Origin of the sequence: Phreatobacter sp. (genome assembly GCF_030691135.1) — a bacterium.
GTDB lineage: Bacteria > Pseudomonadota > Alphaproteobacteria > Rhizobiales > Phreatobacteraceae > Phreatobacter.
In genome coordinates, this window is the sequence record NZ_JAUYFA010000080.1 from 1 (window position 1) to 20,308 (window position 20,308).

The 20,308-nt window shown below is 68.8% G+C and carries 19 protein-coding genes; 11 read left to right on the forward strand and 8 right to left on the reverse strand.

The genetic code is table 11. The features are described from left to right. Window positions 1-121 precede the first annotated feature (121 nt). Entirely contained in the window at window positions 122-1,198 is a 1,077-nt protein-coding gene (locus Q8O26_RS14470; protein ID WP_305576783.1) for a tartrate dehydrogenase, read from the reverse strand. A gap of 104 nt (window positions 1,199-1,302) precedes the next feature. Here Q8O26_RS14470 and Q8O26_RS14475 point away from each other — a divergent pair, with 104 nt between their 5' ends. From Q8O26_RS14475 to Q8O26_RS14485, 3 genes are all read left to right on the forward strand, one after another. Next, the gene (locus Q8O26_RS14475) at window positions 1,303-1,998 is read left to right on the forward strand and encodes a GntR family transcriptional regulator (RefSeq protein ID WP_305576785.1); all 696 of its coding nucleotides are present in this window, start codon (window positions 1,303-1,305) and stop codon (window positions 1,996-1,998) included. A 60-nt stretch (window positions 1,999-2,058) separates the two neighbouring features. Then, window positions 2,059-3,033: a tripartite tricarboxylate transporter substrate-binding protein gene (locus Q8O26_RS14480; protein ID WP_305576787.1), complete on the forward strand. Its 975-nt coding sequence runs from the start codon at window positions 2,059-2,061 to the stop codon at window positions 3,031-3,033. A gap of 96 nt (window positions 3,034-3,129) precedes the next feature. After that, window positions 3,130-4,113 (forward strand): tripartite tricarboxylate transporter substrate-binding protein, encoded by a 984-nt coding sequence (locus tag Q8O26_RS14485; protein ID WP_305576789.1) that lies wholly within the window; start codon window positions 3,130-3,132, stop codon window positions 4,111-4,113. A gap of 2 nt (window positions 4,114-4,115) precedes the next feature. Here Q8O26_RS14485 and Q8O26_RS14490 read toward each other — a convergent pair whose 3' ends face one another. After that, window positions 4,116-5,012: an alpha/beta fold hydrolase gene (locus Q8O26_RS14490; protein WP_305576791.1), complete on the reverse strand. Its 897-nt coding sequence runs from the start codon at window positions 5,010-5,012 to the stop codon at window positions 4,116-4,118. 135 nt (window positions 5,013-5,147) lie between these two features. On the opposite strand from Q8O26_RS14490, the gene Q8O26_RS14495 reads away from it, so the two are divergent. Further along, entirely contained in the window at window positions 5,148-6,131 is a 984-nt protein-coding gene (locus Q8O26_RS14495; protein WP_305576793.1) for a tripartite tricarboxylate transporter substrate-binding protein, read from the forward strand. A 111-nt stretch (window positions 6,132-6,242) separates the two neighbouring features. Here Q8O26_RS14495 and Q8O26_RS14500 read toward each other — a convergent pair whose 3' ends face one another. Together Q8O26_RS14500 and Q8O26_RS14505 are read right to left on the reverse strand one after the other, a co-directional pair. Then, on the reverse strand, window positions 6,243-7,292 hold the full coding sequence (locus Q8O26_RS14500) for a putative 2-aminoethylphosphonate ABC transporter substrate-binding protein (protein WP_305576795.1): 1,050 nt from the start codon (window positions 7,290-7,292) through the stop codon (window positions 6,243-6,245). Window positions 7,293-7,323: 31 nt separating this feature from the next. Then, a complete protein-coding gene (locus Q8O26_RS14505) occupies window positions 7,324-8,616 on the reverse strand; it encodes a glycerate kinase (RefSeq protein ID WP_305576797.1) in 1,293 nt (430 codons plus the stop codon). A gap of 312 nt (window positions 8,617-8,928) precedes the next feature. On the opposite strand from Q8O26_RS14505, the gene Q8O26_RS14510 reads away from it, so the two are divergent. Together Q8O26_RS14510 and Q8O26_RS14515 are read left to right on the forward strand one after the other, a co-directional pair. Further along, window positions 8,929-10,080 carry an acyl-CoA dehydrogenase family protein gene (locus Q8O26_RS14510; protein WP_305576799.1) on the forward strand — a complete coding sequence of 384 codons (1,152 nt, stop codon included), beginning with the start codon at window positions 8,929-8,931 and terminating at the stop codon, window positions 10,078-10,080. A gap of 8 nt (window positions 10,081-10,088) precedes the next feature. After that, window positions 10,089-10,706, forward strand: coding sequence for a glutathione S-transferase family protein (locus tag Q8O26_RS14515; RefSeq protein ID WP_305576801.1), 618 nt, complete (start codon window positions 10,089-10,091; stop codon window positions 10,704-10,706). Window positions 10,707-10,730: 24 nt separating this feature from the next. Here Q8O26_RS14515 and Q8O26_RS14520 read toward each other — a convergent pair whose 3' ends face one another. Then, on the reverse strand, window positions 10,731-11,309 hold the full coding sequence (locus tag Q8O26_RS14520) for a glutathione S-transferase family protein (RefSeq protein WP_305576803.1): 579 nt from the start codon (window positions 11,307-11,309) through the stop codon (window positions 10,731-10,733). Window positions 11,310-11,503: 194 nt separating this feature from the next. Here Q8O26_RS14520 and Q8O26_RS14525 point away from each other — a divergent pair, with 194 nt between their 5' ends. The 4 genes from Q8O26_RS14525 (at window position 11,504) to Q8O26_RS14540 (ending at window position 16,889) form a co-directional block, all read left to right on the forward strand. Continuing rightward, window positions 11,504-13,186: a thiamine pyrophosphate-binding protein gene (locus Q8O26_RS14525; protein ID WP_305576805.1), complete on the forward strand. Its 1,683-nt coding sequence runs from the start codon at window positions 11,504-11,506 to the stop codon at window positions 13,184-13,186. Between the two features lie 2 nt (window positions 13,187-13,188). Next, window positions 13,189-14,349 (forward strand): acetylornithine deacetylase, encoded by a 1,161-nt coding sequence (argE, locus tag Q8O26_RS14530; protein ID WP_305576807.1) that lies wholly within the window; start codon window positions 13,189-13,191, stop codon window positions 14,347-14,349. Between the two features lie 222 nt (window positions 14,350-14,571). Continuing rightward, a complete protein-coding gene (gene obgE, locus Q8O26_RS14535; RefSeq protein WP_305576809.1) occupies window positions 14,572-15,627 on the forward strand; it encodes a GTPase ObgE in 1,056 nt (351 codons plus the stop codon). 191 nt (window positions 15,628-15,818) lie between these two features. Further along, window positions 15,819-16,889: a nitronate monooxygenase family protein gene (locus Q8O26_RS14540; protein WP_305576810.1), complete on the forward strand. Its 1,071-nt coding sequence runs from the start codon at window positions 15,819-15,821 to the stop codon at window positions 16,887-16,889. Window positions 16,890-16,893: 4 nt separating this feature from the next. Here Q8O26_RS14540 and Q8O26_RS14545 read toward each other — a convergent pair whose 3' ends face one another. The 3 genes from Q8O26_RS14545 to hisD are packed head-to-tail and all read right to left on the reverse strand — an operon-like array spanning window position 16,894 to window position 19,199. Next, a complete protein-coding gene (locus Q8O26_RS14545) occupies window positions 16,894-17,358 on the reverse strand; it encodes an arsenate reductase ArsC (protein ID WP_305576812.1) in 465 nt (154 codons plus the stop codon). Window position 17,359: 1 nt separating this feature from the next. After that, window positions 17,360-17,869 carry a UPF0262 family protein gene (locus Q8O26_RS14550; RefSeq protein ID WP_305576813.1) on the reverse strand — a complete coding sequence of 170 codons (510 nt, stop codon included), beginning with the start codon at window positions 17,867-17,869 and terminating at the stop codon, window positions 17,360-17,362. Between the two features lie 25 nt (window positions 17,870-17,894). Next, window positions 17,895-19,199 (reverse strand): histidinol dehydrogenase, encoded by a 1,305-nt coding sequence (gene hisD, locus Q8O26_RS14555; RefSeq protein ID WP_305576870.1) that lies wholly within the window; start codon window positions 19,197-19,199, stop codon window positions 17,895-17,897. 134 nt (window positions 19,200-19,333) lie between these two features. Between hisD and Q8O26_RS14560 the strand changes: the two genes are divergently transcribed. Then, window positions 19,334-20,125 carry a HugZ family protein gene (locus Q8O26_RS14560; protein ID WP_371134573.1) on the forward strand — a complete coding sequence of 264 codons (792 nt, stop codon included), beginning with the start codon at window positions 19,334-19,336 and terminating at the stop codon, window positions 20,123-20,125. Window positions 20,126-20,308 lie beyond the last annotated feature (183 nt).

Sequence of the window (20,308 nt, forward strand, 5' to 3'; positions counted from 1 at the left end):
CGTGTTCACGTCGTGGATGGCCGGGACAAGCCCGGCCATGACGCGAAGAGCGAACATTCGACCGTTCGCCCGGGCATAGAGCGGCAGCCCCGTCCTTGCCAGAGGCCGGCGCGACGACCTGCTATTCGTTGTCGGCCTTGATGGCGGCGATGACCGCCTCCGTCACCTGCGGCGTCGTCGCCCGGCCGCCGAGATCGGGCGTGTGCAGCGACGGGTCGGCGGTGACGCGCTCGATGGCGCGCATCAGCCGCGCCGCGGCGGCCGGCTCGCCGAGATGGTCGAGCATCATCGATGCGGACCAGAAGGTGCCGACCGGATTGGCGACGCCCTTGCCCATGATGTCGAAGGCCGAGCCGTGGATGGGTTCGAACATGGAGGGGAATTCGCGCTCCGGGTTGAGGTTGGCGGTCGGCGCGATGCCGAGCGAGCCGGCCAGCGCCGCGGCGAGATCGGACAGGATGTCGGCGTGCAGGTTGGTGGCGACGACGGTGTCGATCGTCTCGGGCTTGAGCGTCATGCGCATGGTCATGGCGTCGACGATGGCCTTGTCCCAGGTCACGTACGGGAACTCCTGTGCCACCTCGACGGCGATCTCGTCCCACATGACCATGGCGTAGCGCTGGGCATTGGACTTGGTGACGACGGTGAGCAGCTTGCGCGGCCGCGACTGGGCCAGGCGGAAGGCGAAGCGCATGATGCGGGTGACGCCGGCGCGGGTCATCAATGAGACGTCGGTGGCTGCCTCGATCGGCAGCCCCTGGTGGACGCGGCCGCCGACCCCGGCATATTCGCCCTCGGAATTCTCGCGGACGATGACCCAGTCGAGCTCGGGTCCCGTGACATGGCGCAGTGGCGAGGTGATGCCCGGCAGGATCCGTGTGGGGCGCACGTTGGCGTACTGGTCGAAGGGCTGGCAGATGGCCAGCCTCAGCCCCCACAGCGTGATGTGGTCGGGAATGTCGGGGTGGCCCGCCGAGCCGAAGAGGATCGCGTCGTGGTGGCGGATCTGCGCGCGGCCGTCCTCCGGCATCATGCGGCCATGGCGCTTGTAATAGTCGCCGCCCCAGTCGAAATGGTCGAAGGCCATGGCGAAACCGCCGTCGCGGGCGGCGAGCGCCTCCAGCACCGCGACACCGGCCGCGACGACCTCGGTGCCGATGCCGTCTCCGGGAATGGCGGCGATCCGGTAGCTCTTCATGGTGGGCTCTCCTGTCCATCGCCCAGTGCTCTGCCGGAGGTCGGCTGTCAACATTCCATTGCAGCTTCCATGGAAGTTGCTATGAGTCGGCGCACGAGGATGCGATGACGGCAGGGATCGGAGCGACGGTGGACAGGCGACCCTCGCGGGTCGACGACGCCTATGCCGCCATCAAGGCGGCGATCTTCGACGGAACCTTCGCGCCGGGCTACCAGGCCTCGGCCCAGGAGATCGCCCTGCGTCTCGGCGTCAGCCGCACGCCGGTCCACGAGGCCGTGCTGAAGCTGCAGGAGGAAGGCCTCGTCCGCATCGTGCCGAAGCGCGGCATCGTCATCTGCGCCCTGGCGCCGGACGACGTCCGCGAGATCTACGACGTCATGATCGCCATCGAGGGCCGCGCCGCCGAACTCGCCGCCGCCCGCCCGGATGCGGACCGCGCCGCGGCCGCCGCGCGTCTGGCGGCAGCCAACGGCCGCATGGGCGCCGCACTCGCCGCCGGGGACATCAGGGCCTGGGGCGAGGCGGACGATGCCTTTCACCGGGCGCTGGTCGAGAGCGCCGCCAATGGACGCATCAGCCGCATCGCCCGGACGGTCGGCGACCAGATGCACCGCGCCCGGATGCTGACGCTGCACCTGCGCGGCAATCTCGGTGCCTCCGCGGACGAGCACGCTGATATCATCGCGGCGATCCACGCCGGCGACGGCGCTGCGGCAGATGCTGCGGCGCGGCGCCATCGCCAGCGCACCCAAGGCGAACTTCTGCCGCTCCTTGAAGCCTGGGGGCTCAGACATCTCTAGAAGCCGACCGTCGACCAGAGCCGCGCCCCAAGCGGCCACCAACATCCTGTGGAGGACCCCATGAAACGCATCATCTGCAGCCTTGCCGCGCTCGCCGTCGCCGCCTTCGCCGGCCCGGCCCATGCCGATGTCTATCCCAGCCGCCAGATCACCCTGATCGTGCCCTTCGCGGCGGGCGGGCCGACGGACATCATCGCCCGCATAGTGGCCGACCACATGTCGCGCACGCTCGGCCAGACCATCGTGGTGGAGAATGCCGCGGGTGCCGGCGGCACCACGGCCTCGACCCGTGTGGCGCGGGCGACCCCTGACGGCTACACGATCATGATGGGCAATCTCGGCACCCATTCCGCCTCGGTCGGTCTCTATCCGCGCCTCGCCTACGACCCGCGCACCGACTTCGAGCCGGTGATCAACACGGCGGGGACGCCGATGCTGATCTCGGCCCACAAGGACTTTCCCGCCAATACGCTGCAGGAGATGATCGCACTCATCCGCGCCAATCCGACCCGCTACAATTATGGCCATGGCGGTGTCGGCTCGACCTCGCACCTGACCTGCGTCTTCTTCCACCATCTCGTCGGTGCGCCGGTCCAGCATGTGCCGTTCCGCGGCTCGGGACCGGCCATGGCGGCCCTGCTCGGCAAGCAGCTCGACTATGTCTGCGACCAGACCGTCGGCATCGTGCCGCAACTCGCCAACCTGAAGACCTTCGTGGTGGCGACGCCGTCCCGGTTGCCAACGGCGCCTGATGTGCCGACCAGCACGGAAGGCGGCCTGCCGGCCTTCCAGGCGGTCGGCTGGAACGCCATCTTCGCGCCCAAGGGCACGCCGCGGCCGATCGTCGACCGGCTCAACGCCGCCGGCCGTGCTGCTCTCGCCGACGAGGCGGTGCGCAAGCGGCTGCTCGAACTCGGCTGCGAGATTCCCGATCCGGCGGGCCAGACGCCGGAAGCGCTGCGTGCGCATGTCGCGGCCGAAGTCGACAAGTGGACGCCGGTGATCCAGGCGGCCGGCGTCACGGCGGGGAACTGAGGCCGTCATCCCCGCGTGATGACGCGACGCCGCAGGGCGTAACGCCGTCACTGCCTCATGCGTATCCCCTTTGAGAACCTGAGGGGGATTTCAGCGATGATGGTTTTGGCACGCCTGATGGTCGGCCTCGCCTTGGCGGCGGCCGGCCCCCTGACCGCGCTGGCACAGACGCCGGCGCTGCGGCCGATCACCCTGATTGTGCCCTTCGCCGCCGGCGGCCCGACCGATGTCATCGGTCGCATCGTCGCCGACAGCATGAGCCGGACGCTCGGCGTGGCGGTGATCGTCGAGAATGTCGCCGGCAATTCCGGTGTCACCGGGGTGAGCCGGGCGGCGCGGGCAGCCCCCGATGGCGCGACCATTGTGGTCGGCAACATGGGCACCCATGCCGCCGCTGTGTCGCTGCAGGCAAACCTGCCCTATGACCCGAACCGCGATTTCGCGCCTGTCGGCCTGATCGCCTCCACGCCCATGCTGCTGCTGGCGAGCCCCAAGGTTCCAGCCCGTGATCTCGGCCAGTTCATCGCCCATGTGAAGGCCAACGCGAACAGGTTGAATTTCGGTACGGCCGGTGTCGGCGCCACCTCCCATCTGGCCTGTGCCATGTTCAATGCGCTGATCGGGGTCGAGGTCACCCACATCCCCTATCGCGGCACCGCGCCGGTGTTGAGCGCGCTGATCTCCGGCGAGATCGACTATGGCTGCGATCAGACCGCAGGTGCCCTGCCGCAGGTTCTGGCCGGCACCGTCAAGGGCATGGCCATTGCCACGCGCACGCGATCGCCTGCCGCTCCAAACCTCCCGACCTCGGTGGAGGGCGGCTTGCCAGATTTCCAGGCGACGGCCTGGAATGCCCTGTTTGCGCCGCGCGGCACGCCGCCTGCGGTCATGGCGAGGCTCACGGCCGCGCTGCACACGGCGCTGGCCGATCCAACCGTCAGCGCCCGGCTGATGGAGCTTGGCGCCGACCTGCCTTTACCCGCTGATCGCGAGCCGGCAGCGCTCACCGCCCTGGTGCGCGCTGAGATCGACAAATGGGGCGGCATCATCCGCGAAGCCGGCATTGCCGCCACGCCCTGATCTCAGGTGAAGAAGGCGCCGAATTCCTCCGCCACTTCCTCCGGTAGCTCCTCGGCGAGATAGTGCCCGCCCGGCAGCGCCCGGCCGCTAACGTCCACGGCGCGCTCGCGCCACAGTGCGAGGGCATCGAAACAGCTTGCGATGACGCCGTTCTGCCCCCAGAGGACCCGCAGCGGGCAGGCGAGCCTGCGGTCGCCGTCGGCATCGTCATGGGCGATGTCGATGGTGGCGGCGGCGCGATAGTCCTCGCAACTGGCATGGATGACGGCAGGGTCGCGGAAGCAGCGCAGATACTCGGCCAGTGCGGCGGGAGCGAAGGGCGTCAGGCCGGCCGCGCCGGACCCGCATTTCTTCAGCCAGTAGGTGTCGGGATCGGCACCGATCATGCGCTCCGGGAAGGGCGCGGGCGTGATCAGGAAGAACCAGTGCCAATAGGCCCTGGCGAAGGCGTCCGTCGTGTCGCGATACATCTCCCGGGTCGGCGCGATGTCGAGGACGGCGAGCTTGCGCACGCGCGCGGCATGGTCGAGGGCGAGCCGGTGGGCGACTCGCCCGCCACGGTCGTGGCCGGCGAGGAAGAAGCGCTCGTGGCCGAGCGCGGTCATCACCTCCGCCATGTCCTGTGCCATGGCCCGCTTGGAATAGGGCGCGTGGTCGGCGGTGGTTTCCGGCTTGCCGCTGTCGCCGTAGCCGCGCAGGTCGGCGGCAACCACCGTGTAGCGCTCGGCGAGCCGGGGTGCGACCTTGTGCCAGAGGGCATGGGTCTGCGGATAGCCGTGGAGCAGCAGCAAGGCAGGACCGCACCCGCCGGTGCGCAGGCGGATCGTCGTGCCGGAAGTCTTGACGTCCTCCAGCCGGAAGCCGGGGAAGAGCCCTTCTGTTGCAGCCTGCGCGCTCATGCCTTCGTCTCCTTGCCGGGGCCAGATGCCGCCCCAGCTGCTTCTATCCAAGTCGTTCCAAATTGAGTATGCGAGATCGATAACCGGCCATCTGACGGCGCCGGGTCGACAACGTCCCTTTCCAGGAGGAATTCCATGAACAGACGTCATCTCATCGCCGCCGGCGCAGCCGCGCTCATGGCCGCCGCCGCACCCGCTGCGGCGCAGACCTATCCCACGCGCGCCATCACCATGATCATCCCCTTCGCGGCCGGCGGCCCGACCGACGTCGTCGCCCGCATCATTGTGGACGCCATGTCGAAGAATCTCGGTCAGGCGGTGGTGATCGAAAACGTCGCCGGTGCCGGCGGCACGACGGGCGCGACCCGTCTCACCCAGCAGCAGCCCGACGGCTACACAATCATGATCGGCCATACCGGGACCCATGCCGCGTCCGTCGCCCTCTATCCGAACCTGCGCTACAATCCGGTGACGGATTTCGCCCCGATCGGCCTGGTCAATACCAATGCCATCCTGATCACGGCGAAGAAGGCGCTGCCGGCCAACACACTGGCCGAATTCGTCACCTGGCTGAAGGCCAACGAGCGCACCGCCAACAACGCCCATGCCGGTATCGGCTCGGTCAGCCACACGACCTGCCTGTTGCTGCATGCCATCATCGGCGTGAAGCCGCAGAGCGTGCCCTATCGCGGCACCGGTCCGGCCATGAACGACCTCGTCGCCGGCCAGGTCGACTATCTCTGCGACCAGGTGGTCAACGTCGCCCCGCAGGTCCGCGCCGGCACGATCAAGGCCTTCGCCGTCGCCCAGGCGACGCGTAACGCCGCCCTGCCGGATGTCCCGACCACGGCCGAAGCCGGCCTGCCCGGCTACCAGGTGGTGGTGTGGAACGCCATGCTGGCGCCGAAGGGCACGCCGGAGCCGATCGTCAACCGGCTGAACGAGTCGCTGCGCGCGGCGCTCGCCGATGCCGGCGTCCGGGCCCGGCTGGCCGAGCTCGGCGCCGACCTGCCCGCCGACAACCTCGCGACGCCGGCCGGCCTGCGTGCCTTCCTTGAGGCGGAAATCGCCAAATGGACCCCGGTCATCCGCGCTGCCGGCGTCACCGCCAGCAACTGACCCTTCGGAACGGGGCGGCCGAGGGCCGCCCCGGCTCCTCAAAACAGCAACGGCCCCGTCGCTCCCAAGGCGCGGGGCCGTTTCGCATCGGCGTCGAAGGGGCGCCGCCGCTCAGCGCGGCGCGGGCATCCGGTTGTCGAAGCGACGCGACCATTCCGAGAGGATGCGCTCGCGGTTCTGCGCCATCCAGGAGAAGTCGTTGCGCAGCATGCGCTCCTCGGCATGGGGCGGGTAGTTGGCCGGCCGGTTGACCACGTCGCGATGGGCCACCACGGCGTAGAACTGCGCGTAGAGCTCGTTGGCGCGACGGCTGGTCGCCCAGTCGGCGATGCGGCGGGCGGCGTCGGCCTGCGGCACCGGGCGGTCGCGGACGAGGGCGAAGGCCTCCATTTCCCATCCCGCGCCGTCTTCCGGCACGATGACGTCGATGGGGGCCCCCATGCTCTTCTCGCGCGCGCCGCGCATATCGAAGGACAGGCCTACCACCCGCTCGCCGCGTGCCGACTGGACGCAGGGCGCGCTGCCGGAATGGGTGTAGATCGCGACATGGTCGTGCAGCTGTTCCATGAAGGCCCAGGCGGCTTCCTCGCCCATCATCTGGATCCAGCCGGCGACGAGCAGGAAGCCGGTGCCCGACGAGGCGGGATGGGGCATGACGATGCGCTGGCGCAGCGTCGGGTGGAGCAACTCGCGCCAGCGGCTGGGTGCGGGGGCGCCGACCCTGCGGGCCTCATCGCGGTTGAAGCAGATCGCCGCGACATAGGCGTCCATGCCGGTCCACCGGTGCAGGGCTGCGGAATCGCGGAAGGCCGGTTTGATCTCCTCGATGTTCTTCGGCTTGTAGGGCTCGAGAAGATCGGTCGCGGCGAAGAGCAGCAGGCTGGTCGCCGCCAGACCGAATATCATGTCGGCGCGCGGGTTCTCACGCTCGGCCAGCACCCGGGCGGTGATGACGCCGGTCGAATCGCGCACCCATCGGACCTCGATGTCGGGCAGTTCCTTCTCGATCGCCTGCTTGAACACGGCGAGCTGGTCGGTCTCGATGGAGGTGTAGAGCGTCACCTGCGTGCGCGCCTGGGCCCAGGTCTCCTGCCCGGTCAGGGTCAATGCCAGCAGGGCGAGGCCGAGGCGGATGCCTGAACCGACGAAGCGCATCGTCATTTGTCATTCCCTGAGCCGGACCGCGACGCCATCATTGCACAAGGATGGCGCGGAAATCGTTGACGTTGGTGTGTGACGGTCCTGTGACAACGAGGCCGTCGACCGCGTTGAAAAAGCCGAAGCCGTCGTGACGGTCGAGGAAAGTCCGCGGCGCCAGGCCCTGCGCCTCGGCAGCGGCGAGAATCTGCGGCGTCACCAGGGCGCCGGCATTGGCCTCGATGCCGTCGATGCCGTCGGTGTCGAGGGCGATGGCGTGGATGCGGTCGCGCAGGGCGGCCGGCAGCGGCAGAATGGCGGCGGCGAAGGCGAGGGCGAATTCCGAATTGCGGCCACCGCGGCCGATCGGGCGGTCCTTCGGCAGGGTAACGGTGGTCTCGCCGCCCGACAGGATCAGCAGGGGCGGCGCGGCGGGCAGGCCATGCTCCAGCACCGAACGAGCGAGGGCGGCATGGACCTGCGCCACGTCGCGCGCCTCGCCCTCGATCGTGTCGCCGAGGATGAGGGTCGGCAGGCCCGCCGCCGCAGCGATACTGGCGGCGGCGCGCAGGCTCTCCACCGGACGGGCGATGAGGCGGACATCGCTGCCGCCGGCGAAGGCTGCGTGGTCCGGCTTGACGCTCTCGCAGGCCGGGCTTTCGAGATGCGCCATGACCGCCGGGGGCATCTCCATGCGGTAGCGGGCGACGATGGCGAGGGCTTCCTCGCGCGTCGTCGGGTCGGGCACGGTGGGTCCCGAGGCGATGACCGCGGGGTCGTCGCCCGGCACGTCGGAAATGGCGATGGTCACGAGGCGTGCGGGATGGGCCGCCGCCGCCAGCCGGCCGCCGGCGACGGCGGAGACGTGTTTCCTGACGCAGTTCATGGCGGTGATGTCGGCGCCGGAGGCGAGCAGGGCGGCATTGACCGTCTTGAGGTCGTCGAGGATGAGGTCGCCGCCGGGCAGGGCGAGGAGGGCCGAGCCGCCGCCGGAGATCAGGGCGACGACGAGGTCGTCGGCGGTGAGGCCGTCGAGGCGCGCGAGGATGGCCCGGGTGGCGGCAAGGCCCGCCGCGTCGGGGACCGGGTGCGAGGCTTCCAGAACGTCGATGCGGCTGCAGGGCACAGCGTGGCCGTAGCGGGTGACGACCGTGCCCGTGAGCGGCGCCGGCCAGAGGCGCTCGAAGGCCTGGGCCATGCTGGCCGCCGCCTTGCCGGCGCCGACGACGATGGTGCGTCCGGACGGAACGGCCGGCAGGTGATCGGCCATGCGGTCGGGCAGGGCGGCGGCGATGGCGGCCTGGCCGAGCGACAGGAGAAAGGCGCGGGGATCGGAGACAAAGGTCATGGTGTCCTGCTTAGCCGGTGGATGGGATTTCGTCATCCGTGGCCGCCCGCGTCGATCTGCTGTCAGGAAGGCCCCATCCTGACCCTCCCCGCTGCGCGGAGAGGGGGGCTATGACCTCCGCGACCGGCCTTCGACCGTCGCGCCAGGCACGGCGCAAGAAACGTGACGCGACGTCGAAGTCCCCCTCTCCGCGCAGCGGGGAGGATGCGGGTGGGGCCCTTCAACGCCACGCACCGCCCCCCCACCGCCGTTTCGCCGGATTGCCGGCCCCCGCCGCCTCCCCTAAATCCTGATCATGACCGGAGGCCGCCCATGCTGTTCGCACTCACCGAGGAAGAGCTTCTCATCCGCGACACCGCGCGGACCATGGCGACGGAGATCGCCGCGCCGCTGGCTGCCGTCCTCGACCGCGGCGAGGGGCGCGCGCAGTTCCTCGCGAACCTGAAAGCCTTCGCCGAGGCGGGCTTCATGGCGGTGAACGTCTCTGCCGACTTCGGCGGCACGGAAGCCGGCACGGCGGCCTTTGCGCTGGCCATCGAGGAGCTCGGCTATGCCTGCGCCGCCACGGGGGTCACCGCCTCCGTCACCAACATGGTCGCCGAGGTGATCCAGGCGGTGGGCTCGGACGAGCAGAAGCGCGGCTATATCCCAAAGATCGCCGACGGCACCTATCCCGCCGCCGGCTTCTGCTTGACCGAATCCGGCGCCGGGTCCGACCCCGCCGGGATGAAGACCCGCGCCCGCCGCGATGGCGATCATTTCGTGCTCGACGGCGAGAAGATCTACATCACCTCCGCCGAATATGCCGGGCTCTTCATCGTCTGGGCGGTGACCGATCCGGAGGCGCGGAAGGGCAAGGGCATTTCCTGCTTCCTGGTGGAAGCGGGCACGCCGGGCCTTTCCATTGGCAAGGCGGAACGCAAGCTCGGCCAGCACGGCTCGGCCACCAACACGGTGCATTTCGACGGCTGCCGGGTGCCGGCCGCGGCGCTCATGGGCAAGCTCGACGACGGCTTCCGCATCGCGGTGGGGGAACTCGCCGGAGGGCGCATCGGCATCGCCGCGCTCTCCCTCGGCATCGCCCGCGCCGCCATGGACGCGGCCAAGGCCTATGTGAAGGAGCGCCGCCAGTTCGGTCAGGCCATCGCCGATTTCCAGGGGATCCAGTGGATGGTGGCCGACCGCGAGACCGAGCTCGAGGCGGCGCGCCTCCTGATCCTGTCGGCGGCGGCGAAGAAGGACCGCGGCGAGCCCTTCGGCCGCGAGGCCTCCATGGCCAAGCTCTTCGCCTCCGAGGCGGCGGGGCGGGCCACCGACACCGCCCTGCAGCTCCATGGCGGCGCCGGCTATTGCGCCGACTATCCCGTCGAACGGCATGTGAGGGATGCGCGGATCACCCGTATCTATGAGGGGACGAGCGAGGTGCAGCGGCTTATCATTGCGCGGGAATCGTTCCGCCAATGAGGCCTCGCATGAGCATCACCATCTATGGCATCGCCAAGTCGCGGGCGATCCGCAACCTCTGGGCCTGCGAGGAACTCGGCCTCACCTATACCCACGCGCCGGTGGTCTATGGGCCGGAGGGCTCGCGCAAGCCCGACTTCCTCGCCATCAACCCCAACGGCCGGGTGCCGGCGGCCGATGTCGACGGCGTCATCCTGTGGGAATCGCTCGCCATCAACCTGCACCTCGCGAAGAAGGCCGGCGGGCCGCTGGCGCCGGAAACGGTGGACGAGGACGGGCTCATGACCATGTGGTCGATGTGGGCGGTGACCGAGGTGGAGGCCGCGGCGCTGGCGCTGATGCAGCACGAGACGCTGAAGCCCGTCGCCGAGCGCGACCCGGCGGTGGTGGCGAAAAGCACCGAGACCCTGAACGCGCCGCTCGCCGTGCTGGAGGGCCATCTCGCCAGCCATGGCGGCTATCTCGTCGGCAGCCGCTTCACCATCGTCGACCTCAATGTGGCGGCCTGCGTCTTCTACCTGCGCTTCTCTAAGCTCCTCGCCGACAAGCCGGCGATCAGGGGCTGGTACGAGGCGGCCATGGCGCGGCCGGCGGCGAAGAAGGCGTTCGCGCTGAGGGGGGATTGAGGGGGGACTGACTGCCGGGTCGGCTCACGCCGGCAATTCATACCCGATTGAAGCCTCGATCTCGCAGGTGCGTCGGACTGCAGGGCGAGCCATCATCCGTTCATAATGCGCAAAGAGACGGGGAAATTCGGTCTTCGGCGGCTTCAGAGAGTTGTAGAAACGCCAGAAGAGTCGAAACAAGTGAATGTCCGCAATGGAATAGTTGCCGGTCGCCCACGGCCTGTCGCCGAGCCTTTGATCTGCCAGCGTATAAATCATTCGCGCATGGTCAAGGCCTTGTCGTCTGGCCGGATGCACCGTTGCGGCAATAAACGACATCCAGGAAACCACATGCGCTTCCATCTCGATGTCCTGCGGTAGCAGTTCTGCCGAAGGATATCGCTTGGCGAGATAGAAGAGGATAGCCGCGACTTCAGTCAGGGCGCGCCCGTCGATAATGAGGGTCGGTACCTTTCCTTCGGGATTAAGCGCCAGATAGCTTGCTTCCCGGTTGTCCTTTCTGGCGAAGGAGAGCGCACAGATCTCGAATGGCTTGCCGATTTCGTGGAGTGCAATGTGAGGGGCCATCGAACTCGCCCCCGGCGCAAGATAGAGAGTCAGCACGATGTTTCCCGTAGTTTGGCGCAACGCAGCCATTTGATGCAGAAAATGCGCGTCGCCGCCACCGGTGCGTTGGACTTCCGCGACATAGGTACCTGTCCGAGGTCACCCTTCCCGCCCCGCGCCGCTGCCGCTAAGGTCCGCGGCGAACCAGGCCGCGGGCGAACGCGGCCGGAAGCGATCCGAGGACCTCATCCATGCGCGCTGAAACCGTCACCCGCACCGGTGGCCAGATTCTGGTGGACCAGCTCGTCGCCCAGGGCTGCGACCACGTCTTCTGCGTGCCGGGCGAGAGCTATCTGGCCGTGCTCGACGCGCTGCATGACGCGAAGTCCGCCGTCACCATCTGCCGGCAGGAGGGCGGCGCCGCCATGATGGCGGAGGCCTATGGCAAGCTCACCGGGCGCCCCGGCATCTGCATGGTGACCCGCGGCCCCGGCGCCACCAATGCTTCACCCGGCCTGCACATCGCCCAGCAGGATTCGACGCCGATGATCCTCTTCGTCGGCCAGATCGACCACAGCATGCGCGGCCGCGATGCCTTCCAGGAGATGGACTACACCCAGTTCTTCGGCGGCATGTGCAAATGGGTCGCCGAGATCGACGATTGCGCCCGCATTCCCGAGATGGTCGCCCGCGCCTATGCCACCGCCATGCAGGGCCGCCCGGGTCCCGTCGTGCTGGTGCTGCCCGAGGACATGCTGACCGAGAGCGCCGCCGTCGTCGACGCCCCCTATGTCGAGGCCGCCGAGACCTGGCCGGGCCTCACCGACATGGCGAAGTTCCAGAAGCTCCTGTGGGCCGCGAAGAAGCCGGTGCTGGTGCTCGGCGGCTCGCGCTGGTCGGAGAAGGCGGTGTCCTCGGTGACGCGCTTCGCCGAGCGCTTCGACCTGCCCGTCATCTGCCAGTTCCGCCGTCAGATGCTGTTCGACCATACCCATCCGAACTACGCGGGTGATCTCGGTCTCGGCGGCAATCCGGACATGCTGAAGCTGATCAAGGAGAGCGATCTCCTCATCGCGCTCGGCGGAAGGCTCTCGGAGATCGCCTCGCAGAGCTACACGCTCCTCGACATTCCCCAGCCGCAGATGACCTTCGTCCACGTCCATCCCGGGGCGGAGGAAGTCGGCCGCGTCTATCAGGCGCATCTGCCGATCCAGGCGAGCCCGACGGCCTTTGCCGCCTCGCTGGAGGGCGTGCAGCCGCCGCAGGTCATCGCCTGGGCCGGCGCCGCCAAGGCGGCCCACGAGAGCTATCTCGCCTGGACCGGCAATCCCGCCCGCCTGCCCGGCGCCTTCCAGTATGGCGAGGTCATGGCCTGGCTGCGCGACCGGTTGCCGGACGACGCCATCGTCTGCAACGGCGCCGGCAACTATGCCACCTGGGTCCATCGCTTCCTGCGCTTCCGCAAATACGGCTCGCAGCTCGCCCCGACCTCGGGCTCCATGGGCTACGGCACGCCGGCCGCGGTCGGCGCCAAGCGCATGCACCCGGACAAGACCGTCATCGCCTTCGCCGGCGACGGCTGCTTCATGATGAACGGGCAGGAATTCGCCACCGCCTGCCAATATGATCTGCCCATCATCGTCATCGTTGTCGATAACGGCATGTACGGCACGATCCGCATGCACCAGGAGCGCGACTATCCCACCCGCATCTCGGCGACGACGCTGAAGAACCCGGATTTCGCCGCGCTCGCCCGCGCCTATGGCGGCCATGGCGAGACAGTGCGCGAGACGGCGGAATTCGCTCCCGCCTTCGAGCGGGCGATGGCCTCGGGCAAGCCGGCCATCATCCATTGCTTCCTCGACCAGCAGGCGATCACCCCGACAACGACGATCGACGCCATCCGCGCCAAGGCGCAGGCGGGGAAGGCCTGACCATGGCGCATCTGTCCACGGTCGACATCCTCGGCAAGCTCGTCGCCTTCGACACGACGAGCCGCAATTCCAACCTGCCGCTCCTCGACTGGGTGGAGGACTATCTCGCCGGTCACGGCATCAGCGGCGAGCGGGTCTATGACGAGACCGGGCAGAAGGCGAACCTCTGGGTCACCATCGGACCCAAGGATGTCGCCGGCTACGTGCTCTCCGGCCATGTCGACGTGGTGCCGGTGGACGGGCAGGACTGGTCGACCGATCCCTTCTCGCTGGTGGAGAAGGACGGACGCTATTTCGGCCGCGGCACCTGCGACATGAAGGGTTTCGTCGCCTCGGCGCTGGCCGCCGTGCCGGCCATGGTGGCGGCGCCGCTGGCCAAGCCCATCCATCTCGCGATTTCGTATGACGAGGAGGTCGGCTGCCGCGGCGTGCGCACCCTGCTCGCCGTGCTGAAGGAGAGGCCGCTGAAGCCCGAGGCCTGTTTCGTCGGCGAGCCGACCAACATGCAGGTCGTCATCGCCCACAAGACGGGGCGGCCGATGCGCGTCACGGTGAAGGGCTTCGAGGCGCATTCCTCGCTGCGGCCGCACGGGGTCAACGCCATCGAGGAGGCGGCCAAGCTGATCGTCAGGATCAACGAGATCGGCCAGCGGCTCGCCGCCCGCACCGATCTCGACCCGCTCTATGCGGTGCCGTTCTCGACCACCTCGGTCGGCGTCATCCGCGGCGGCACGGTGCGCAACATCGTCGCGGGCGAGTGCGTCGTCGATTTCGACCTGCGCTGCGTCGCCGGCGACGACCCGCATGCCATCGTCGCGGAGATCGAGGCCTATGCCTATCAGGTGCTGGAGCCGCCGATGAAGGCCATCCATGCTGGTGCCGGCTTCACCTTCCAGGAACTGGCGCTGGTGCCGGGCCTCGACACGGCGGCGGATGCCCCGGTGACCGTGCTCGCCAAGCGCCTCGCCGGGCGCAACGACCACGCCAAGGTCGCCTATGGCACTGAAGCGGGCCTGTTCCAGCAGATCGGCATCCCCAGCGCCATTGTCGGGCCGGGCTCAATCGAGCAGGCCCACAAGCCCGACGAATATGTCGAGGCGGGCGAACTGGCCAAGGCCGATGCCTTCATGGGGCGGCTCATCGCGCATGCCAGCGGCGCCTGATTGATCCGCATCAAGGCGCCCGCAGGCGCCCGTCGACATGATGGACCCATACCTTATCGGGCTCCATCCATTCGGGGGAACGGTGGTGCCTGAGAAACCGGGCGGTCGCAGCAATGCGGCCGCCCGGCGCTTTTCCGGGGCTATTTGGGGCGTTTTTCTTGGACGGGGCCGCCCCGATGGGGTAGAGACCCGCTCCGCCCTTCCGGCGGCGAGCGGAAGTCCATGAAGTTCCTCGATCAGGCCAAGGTCTATGTGAAGGCGGGTGCCGGCGGTGCCGGTTCCGTGTCATTCCATCGCGCCAAGTTCATCGAGTTCGGCGGTCCGGACGGCGGCGACGGCGGTCGCGGCGGCGATGTCGTGATCGAATGCGTCGACGGGCTGAACACCCTGATCGATTACCGCTACCAGCAGCATTTCAAGGCGAAGATCGGCATGCACGGCATGGGCCGCAACCGCGCGGGCGCGCGTGGCGCCGACGTGGTGCTGAAAGTGCCGGCCGGGACGCAGGTCTTCGACGAGGACGGCGAGACGCTGATCGCCGACATCACCACGGTCGGCCAGCGCTTCGTGCTGCTCACCGGCGGCAATGGCGGCTTCGGCAATGCCCATTTCAAGAGCGCCACCAACCAGTCGCCGCGCTATGCCAATCCGGGCCAGCCGGCCAAGGAAGCCTGGGTCATGCTGCGGCTGAAGCTGATCGCCGATGCCGGCCTGATCGGCATGCCCAATGCCGGCAAGTCGACCTTCCTCGCCGCGACCACCTCGGCCAAGCCGAAGATCGCCGACTATCCGTTCACCACGCTCCATCCCGGCCTCGGCGTCGTCCGCGCGCGGGCCCGCGAATTCGTGCTCGCCGATATTCCCGGCCTCATCGAGGGCGCGCATGACGGCGTCGGGCTCGGCGATCGCTTCCTCGGCCATGTCGAGCGCTGCCGGGTGCTCCTGCACCTCGTCGACGGCACCTGCGACCATGCCGGCAAGGCTTACAAGATGGTGCGCAAGGAGATCGAGGCCTATGGCCACGGCCTCGCCGACAAGCCGGAGATCGTGGCGCTGGCCAAGGTCGACGCGCTCGACCCGGAGACCCGCAAGGAGCAGATGGCGCGGCTGAAGCGGGCGGCGAAGAGGACGCCGCTCGCCCTGTCGGCGACGTCGGGCGAGGGCGTGGAACAGGCGCTCGTCGCCCTTCTCGCGGTGATCGACGAGGCGCGCGCCGCCGAGCCGAAGCCGGCTGCGCCTGATGACGACGTGCCGATGGAGACCGGCTGGCGGCCCTGAGGCCGATCCTGCCGGATCAGGTCGACTGCACCTGGCCGATGCAGCTGTTTGGCTTGGCCAGTGACCTCCGGCACCTCCAACCGTCATGGCGGGGAGAGGCCCGGCCGCCCCCGATCCGTCCGCCGAAGGTCACCCCTTTTCCCGCCACGGTCAGCGACTAAAGTCTGCGCCCGACCGAATGGAGGGCCACCATGCCGCTCGACCGCCGCATCCAGACGCTTTTTGGCATCAGCGTGCCGATCATCCAGGCGCCGATGGCGGGCGCCCAGGGCGCGCCCATGGCGGTGGCGGTCTCGGAAGCCGGCGGCCTCGGGTCGCTGCCGGGCGCGCTCCTGAGCGTCGACGCGATGCGCGCTGAACTGGGCCTGATCCGCCAGCGGACGGCGAAGCCGATCAATCTCAACTTCTTCTGCCATCGCCCGCCGGCCCCCGATGCGGCCCGCGAGGCGGCCTGGCGGGCGCGCCTGTTGCCCTATTACGTCGAGCTCGAGATCGACCCCGCCGCGCCGGTCCCGACCTCCAACCGCGCCCCCTTCGACGCGGCCTTCTGTGCGGTGGTCGAGGAGTTCCGGCCGGAGGTCGTGAGCTTCCATTTCGGCCTGCCAGCGCCGGACCTCATGGACCGGGTGAAGGCGACGGGGGCGAGGGTCGTCTCCTCCGCCACCACGGCCGACGAGGCGCGCTGGCTTGAGGATCACGGGGCCGATGCCGTCATCGCCCAGGGCTATGAGGCCGGAGGCCATCGCGGCATCTTCCTCACCGACGATGTCGGCCAGCAGCCCGGCCTCTTCGCCCTTCTGCCGCAGGTGGTCGATGCGGTCGAGGTGCCGGTGATCGCCGCTGGCGGCATCGCCGATGCGCGCGGCATCGTCGCGGCGTTCGCGCTTGGCGCCTCCGCCGTGCAGATCGGCACCGCCTATCTCTTCACCCCCGAAGCGACCATCACGCCCATGCACCGGGAGGCGTTGCGCGAGGCCAAGGACGACGGCACGGCCCTGACCAACCTCTTCACGGGGCGACCGGCGCGCGGGCTCGTCAACCGGCTCATGCGGGAGGTGGGGCCGCTCTCCACCGATGCGCCGGCCTTTCCGACGGCGGGCGGCGCGCTCATGCCGCTGAAGGCGAAGGCCGAGGCCGCCGGCAGCGCGGATTTCTCCTCGCTCTGGGCGGGTCAGGCGGCCTCGCTCGGCCGCGAGATGGGAGCCGGCGACCTGACGCGGACGCTGTGGAGCGTGGCGCTGGAGCGGCTTCGGGCCGGCTGAGACCCTATTCGTTGCCCATGGCGGAGCGGGTGAAGCGCTGGCGGATGCGTTGCATCAGCATGTCGCGCACCTGGCGGTAGGCGTCGAGCCGCTGCTCGCGGGACCCCTGCGCCAGGGTCGGGTCGGGGGTCGGCCAGTACTCGACCTCCATGTCATTGGTGCGGGTCAGGTCGAGGGCGGTGTGGTGGGCGTCGGGGGCGAGGGTGACCACGAGGTCGAAGTTCAGGCCTTCCCACTCTTCCAGCTCCTCGATCGTCTTCGGCTTGGTCTTTCGGGTGTCGATGCCGATCTCGTCCATCACAGCGTCGACGAAGGGATCGTGCTCGCCCTTGTGGACGCCGGCGCTCTCGACGAAAACCCGGTTGCCGTGGAAGTACTGCATGATCGCCGCGGCCATGGGTGAACGCACCTGGTTCATGCCACAGGCGAAGAGCACGGCCTGAGGGTTCTTGCGTCGATCGGAGACCACCTCAGCCCTTCCAGTGCAGGACCGAGACGAGCGTGAACAGTCGCCGCGCCGTGTCGAAATCGAAGTCGAGCTTCTCCTTCAGCCGCTCGCGCAGGATCTCCGAGCCCTCGTTGTGGAGGCCGCGGCGGGCCATGTCGATGGTCTCGATCTGCGCCGGAGTGGCGGTGCGGATGGCATCGTAATAGCTGTCGCAGATCATGAAATAGTCCTTCACGATCCGCCTGAAGGGCGTCAGCGACAGGATATGGGTGACCACCTGCCGGCCGTCCTGGTGCTTGACGTCGAGGACGAGTTTGCCTTCCGCCAGCGAGATGTGGAGCGCGAAGGGCCCGGTCTCGATCCCCACCGGACAGAATGAATTCTCCTCGATCAGGTCGTAGATCGCGACGGCGCGCTCGTGCTCGACATCGGGCGAGGAACGGCCGATGGAGGCCTCGTCGATGGACACCGCCACCAGGCGCCGGCCCATGATCACCGGGTCGCTGTGGTCCTTCGGCTCCCGATCGGTCATGGCGGTCCTTTCCTGGCGGGGGCTGTCAGTCCGTGCCGCCGAGATTGAGGCGGATGGAGACGGACCGGGCATGGGCGGAGAGCCCCTCGGCCTCGCCGAGGGCGATGGCCGCGGGCCCGAGGGCGCGCAACTGTTCCGGGCCGCATTTCAGCAGCGAGGTGCGCTTCATGAAGTCGAGCACGCCGAGGCCGGAGGAAAAGCGCGCCGAGCGCGCGGTGGGCAGAACGTGGTTGGAACCGCCGACATAGTCGCCGATCGCCTCGGGCGTATGGCCGCCGAGGAAAATGGCGCCGGCATTGCGGATCTGCGCGGCCAGGCCCTCGGCATCGGCAGTGATGATCTCGAGATGCTCGGCGGCCAGCCGGTCGGCGAGGGGCACCGCCTCGGCGATGGTCGCCACCTCGATGATGGCGCCGTAGTCGCGCCAGCTGGCGCCGGCAATGTCCGCCCGCGGCAGGGTGACGAGCTGGCGGGTGACGGCCGCCTCGACGGCGTCGGCGAGGCCGCGGTCATCGGTGATGAGCAGGGACTGGGCGGCGGTATCATGCTCGGCCTGGGCGAGGAGATCGGCGGCGATCCAGTCGGGATTGGCGGTGCCGTCGGCGATGACCAGCACCTCGGAGGGACCGGCGATCATGTCGATGCCGACCTTGCCGAAGACCTGGCGCTTGGCGGCGGCGACATAGGCGTTGCCCGGGCCCATGATCTTGGCGACCGGGCGGATGGTCTCGGTGCCATGGGCGAGGGCGAAGACCGCCTGGGCGCCGCCAACGCGGTAGATCTCGTCGACGCCGGCGAGGCGGGCTGCGGCGAGCACCAGCGGGTTCAGCGTGCCGCCGGGGGCCGGCACGACCATCACCACGCGCGGGCAGCCCGCGACCTTGGCCGGAAGGGCGTTCATCAGGACCGAGGAAGGATAGGCCGCGGTGCCGCCGGGGACATAGAGCCCGACCGCCTCGATGGCGGTCCAGCGATAGCCGAGCTCGACCCCGAGCGCGTCGACGAAACGGTCGTCCTGCGGCTTCTGGCGGGCGTGGTAGGCGCGGATGCGGTCGGCGGCGAGGCGCAGGGCGTCGAGGGTCGCCGGGTCGCAGGCAGCCAGCGCGGTTTCGATCTGCGCCTCGGTGACGCGCAGGGTCGCCGGGGTCAGCATCAACTTGTCGAACTTGGCGGTATATTCGATCAGGGCTGCGTCGCCGCGCTGGGCGACGTCCTGGCCGATGGTGCGGACGACGTCGTTCACCTCTTCCGAGACTTCGCGCTTCATGGCCAGCAGGCCAGCGAAGCGGGTTTCGAAGTCGAGGGCGCTGGTCGAGAGGCGCAGGGGCATGGAGGGCCTTTCCGGATGCTTCGAGGCATGGGCGAGGCTCCGCGCCACGTCAAGCCCCGCACCCGGCGCGGACTGCGGGCGGGCCTTGATCCCGGGGCGGGTCGTCGTCATGGTGCGGCGCCGAGGAGACAGCTATGGATACCAAGTTCCAACCCGGCGCCATGCCGGGCAATATTCCGGAAAATGCCCCGCAGCCGGCGGATTTCAAGCCGCTGGAATGGGCCCGCGACCTGCTCAGGACCATCCGGGTCGGGGCGCTCGGCACGCTCGACCGCAATACCGGCCATCCCGTGACGACCCTGACGACGGTGGCGACGGATACGGACGGCGCGCCGCTGATCCTGATCTCCAACCTCTCCAGTCATACCGCCAACCTCAAGGCCGATGGACGCGCCTCGGTGCTGCTCTCCCGCACCGGCAAGGGCGATCCGCTGGCCCATCCGCGGCTGACCGTGCTCGGCGCCTTCGCCAGAGTCGAGGATGCGGCGGCGGTGGCGCGTCTCAAGGCCCGGTTTCTCGCCCGCAATCCCAAGGCGCAGATCTATATCGACTTTCCCGATTTCAGCATCTGGCGGCTGGATGTGGCGGCCGGCCATCTCAATGGCGGCTTCGCGCGCGCCGCCGACATCCCCGGCACCGATCTGCTGATCGACATCGCCGGCGCGGAAGGGCTGATCGCCGCCGAGGCCGGGGCCATCGCCCATATGAACGCGGACCATGCCGACGCCGTCTCGGTCTATGCGACGGTTCTGGCAGGCGAGGAGCCCGGCCCGTGGAAGCTGTCCGGCGCGGATCCGGAGGGCTTCGACCTCATCGCCGGCGACCGTACGGCGCGGGTGCTCTTTCCGCGGCGGGTCACCACCGGCGAGGATCTGCACAAGGTTCTGGTGCAGATGGTGCGCGAGGCGCGGTCGAAAGCGGCTTGAGGCGGCGCGAACCGGGAAAGGCCACACCCTCCCCTCGCTGCGCGAGGAGAGGGGGACTTCGACCTCGCACCTCAACAGTCACGTCGCGCCCGGCCCCGCCGTCCGACCGGAGAGCTTCGTGCCCGGCGCCACGGGTTCAGGACAGATGGGACGCCATAGTCCCCCTCTCCTCGCGTCAGCGAG

What these genes read in the sequence shown, in the direction of transcription:
- hisD (WP_305576870.1), bottom strand. Translation starts at nt 19,199, where the DNA reads ATGCCCCTGCGCCTCTCGACCAGCGCCCTCGACTTCGAAACCCGCTTC.
- Q8O26_RS14510 (WP_305576799.1), top strand. Translation starts at nt 8,929, where the DNA reads ATGCTGTTCGCACTCACCGAGGAAGAGCTTCTCATCCGCGACACCGCG.
- Q8O26_RS14560 (WP_371134573.1), top strand. Translation starts at nt 19,334, where the DNA reads ATGGATACCAAGTTCCAACCCGGCGCCATGCCGGGCAATATTCCGGAA.
- Q8O26_RS14550 (WP_305576813.1), bottom strand. Translation starts at nt 17,869, where the DNA reads ATGACCGATCGGGAGCCGAAGGACCACAGCGACCCGGTGATCATGGGC.
- Q8O26_RS14470 (WP_305576783.1), bottom strand. Translation starts at nt 1,198, where the DNA reads ATGAAGAGCTACCGGATCGCCGCCATTCCCGGAGACGGCATCGGCACC.
- Q8O26_RS14540 (WP_305576810.1), top strand. Translation starts at nt 15,819, where the DNA reads ATGCCGCTCGACCGCCGCATCCAGACGCTTTTTGGCATCAGCGTGCCG.
- Q8O26_RS14500 (WP_305576795.1), bottom strand. Translation starts at nt 7,292, where the DNA reads ATGACGATGCGCTTCGTCGGTTCAGGCATCCGCCTCGGCCTCGCCCTG.
- Q8O26_RS14495 (WP_305576793.1), top strand. Translation starts at nt 5,148, where the DNA reads ATGAACAGACGTCATCTCATCGCCGCCGGCGCAGCCGCGCTCATGGCC.
- Q8O26_RS14475 (WP_305576785.1), top strand. Translation starts at nt 1,303, where the DNA reads ATGACGGCAGGGATCGGAGCGACGGTGGACAGGCGACCCTCGCGGGTC.
- argE (WP_305576807.1), top strand. Translation starts at nt 13,189, where the DNA reads ATGGCGCATCTGTCCACGGTCGACATCCTCGGCAAGCTCGTCGCCTTC.
- obgE (WP_305576809.1), top strand. Translation starts at nt 14,572, where the DNA reads ATGAAGTTCCTCGATCAGGCCAAGGTCTATGTGAAGGCGGGTGCCGGC.
- Q8O26_RS14490 (WP_305576791.1), bottom strand. Translation starts at nt 5,012, where the DNA reads ATGAGCGCGCAGGCTGCAACAGAAGGGCTCTTCCCCGGCTTCCGGCTG.
- Q8O26_RS14505 (WP_305576797.1), bottom strand. Translation starts at nt 8,616, where the DNA reads ATGACCTTTGTCTCCGATCCCCGCGCCTTTCTCCTGTCGCTCGGCCAG.
- Q8O26_RS14515 (WP_305576801.1), top strand. Translation starts at nt 10,089, where the DNA reads ATGAGCATCACCATCTATGGCATCGCCAAGTCGCGGGCGATCCGCAAC.
- Q8O26_RS14480 (WP_305576787.1), top strand. Translation starts at nt 2,059, where the DNA reads ATGAAACGCATCATCTGCAGCCTTGCCGCGCTCGCCGTCGCCGCCTTC.
- Q8O26_RS14525 (WP_305576805.1), top strand. Translation starts at nt 11,504, where the DNA reads ATGCGCGCTGAAACCGTCACCCGCACCGGTGGCCAGATTCTGGTGGAC.
- Q8O26_RS14485 (WP_305576789.1), top strand. Translation starts at nt 3,130, where the DNA reads ATGATGGTTTTGGCACGCCTGATGGTCGGCCTCGCCTTGGCGGCGGCC.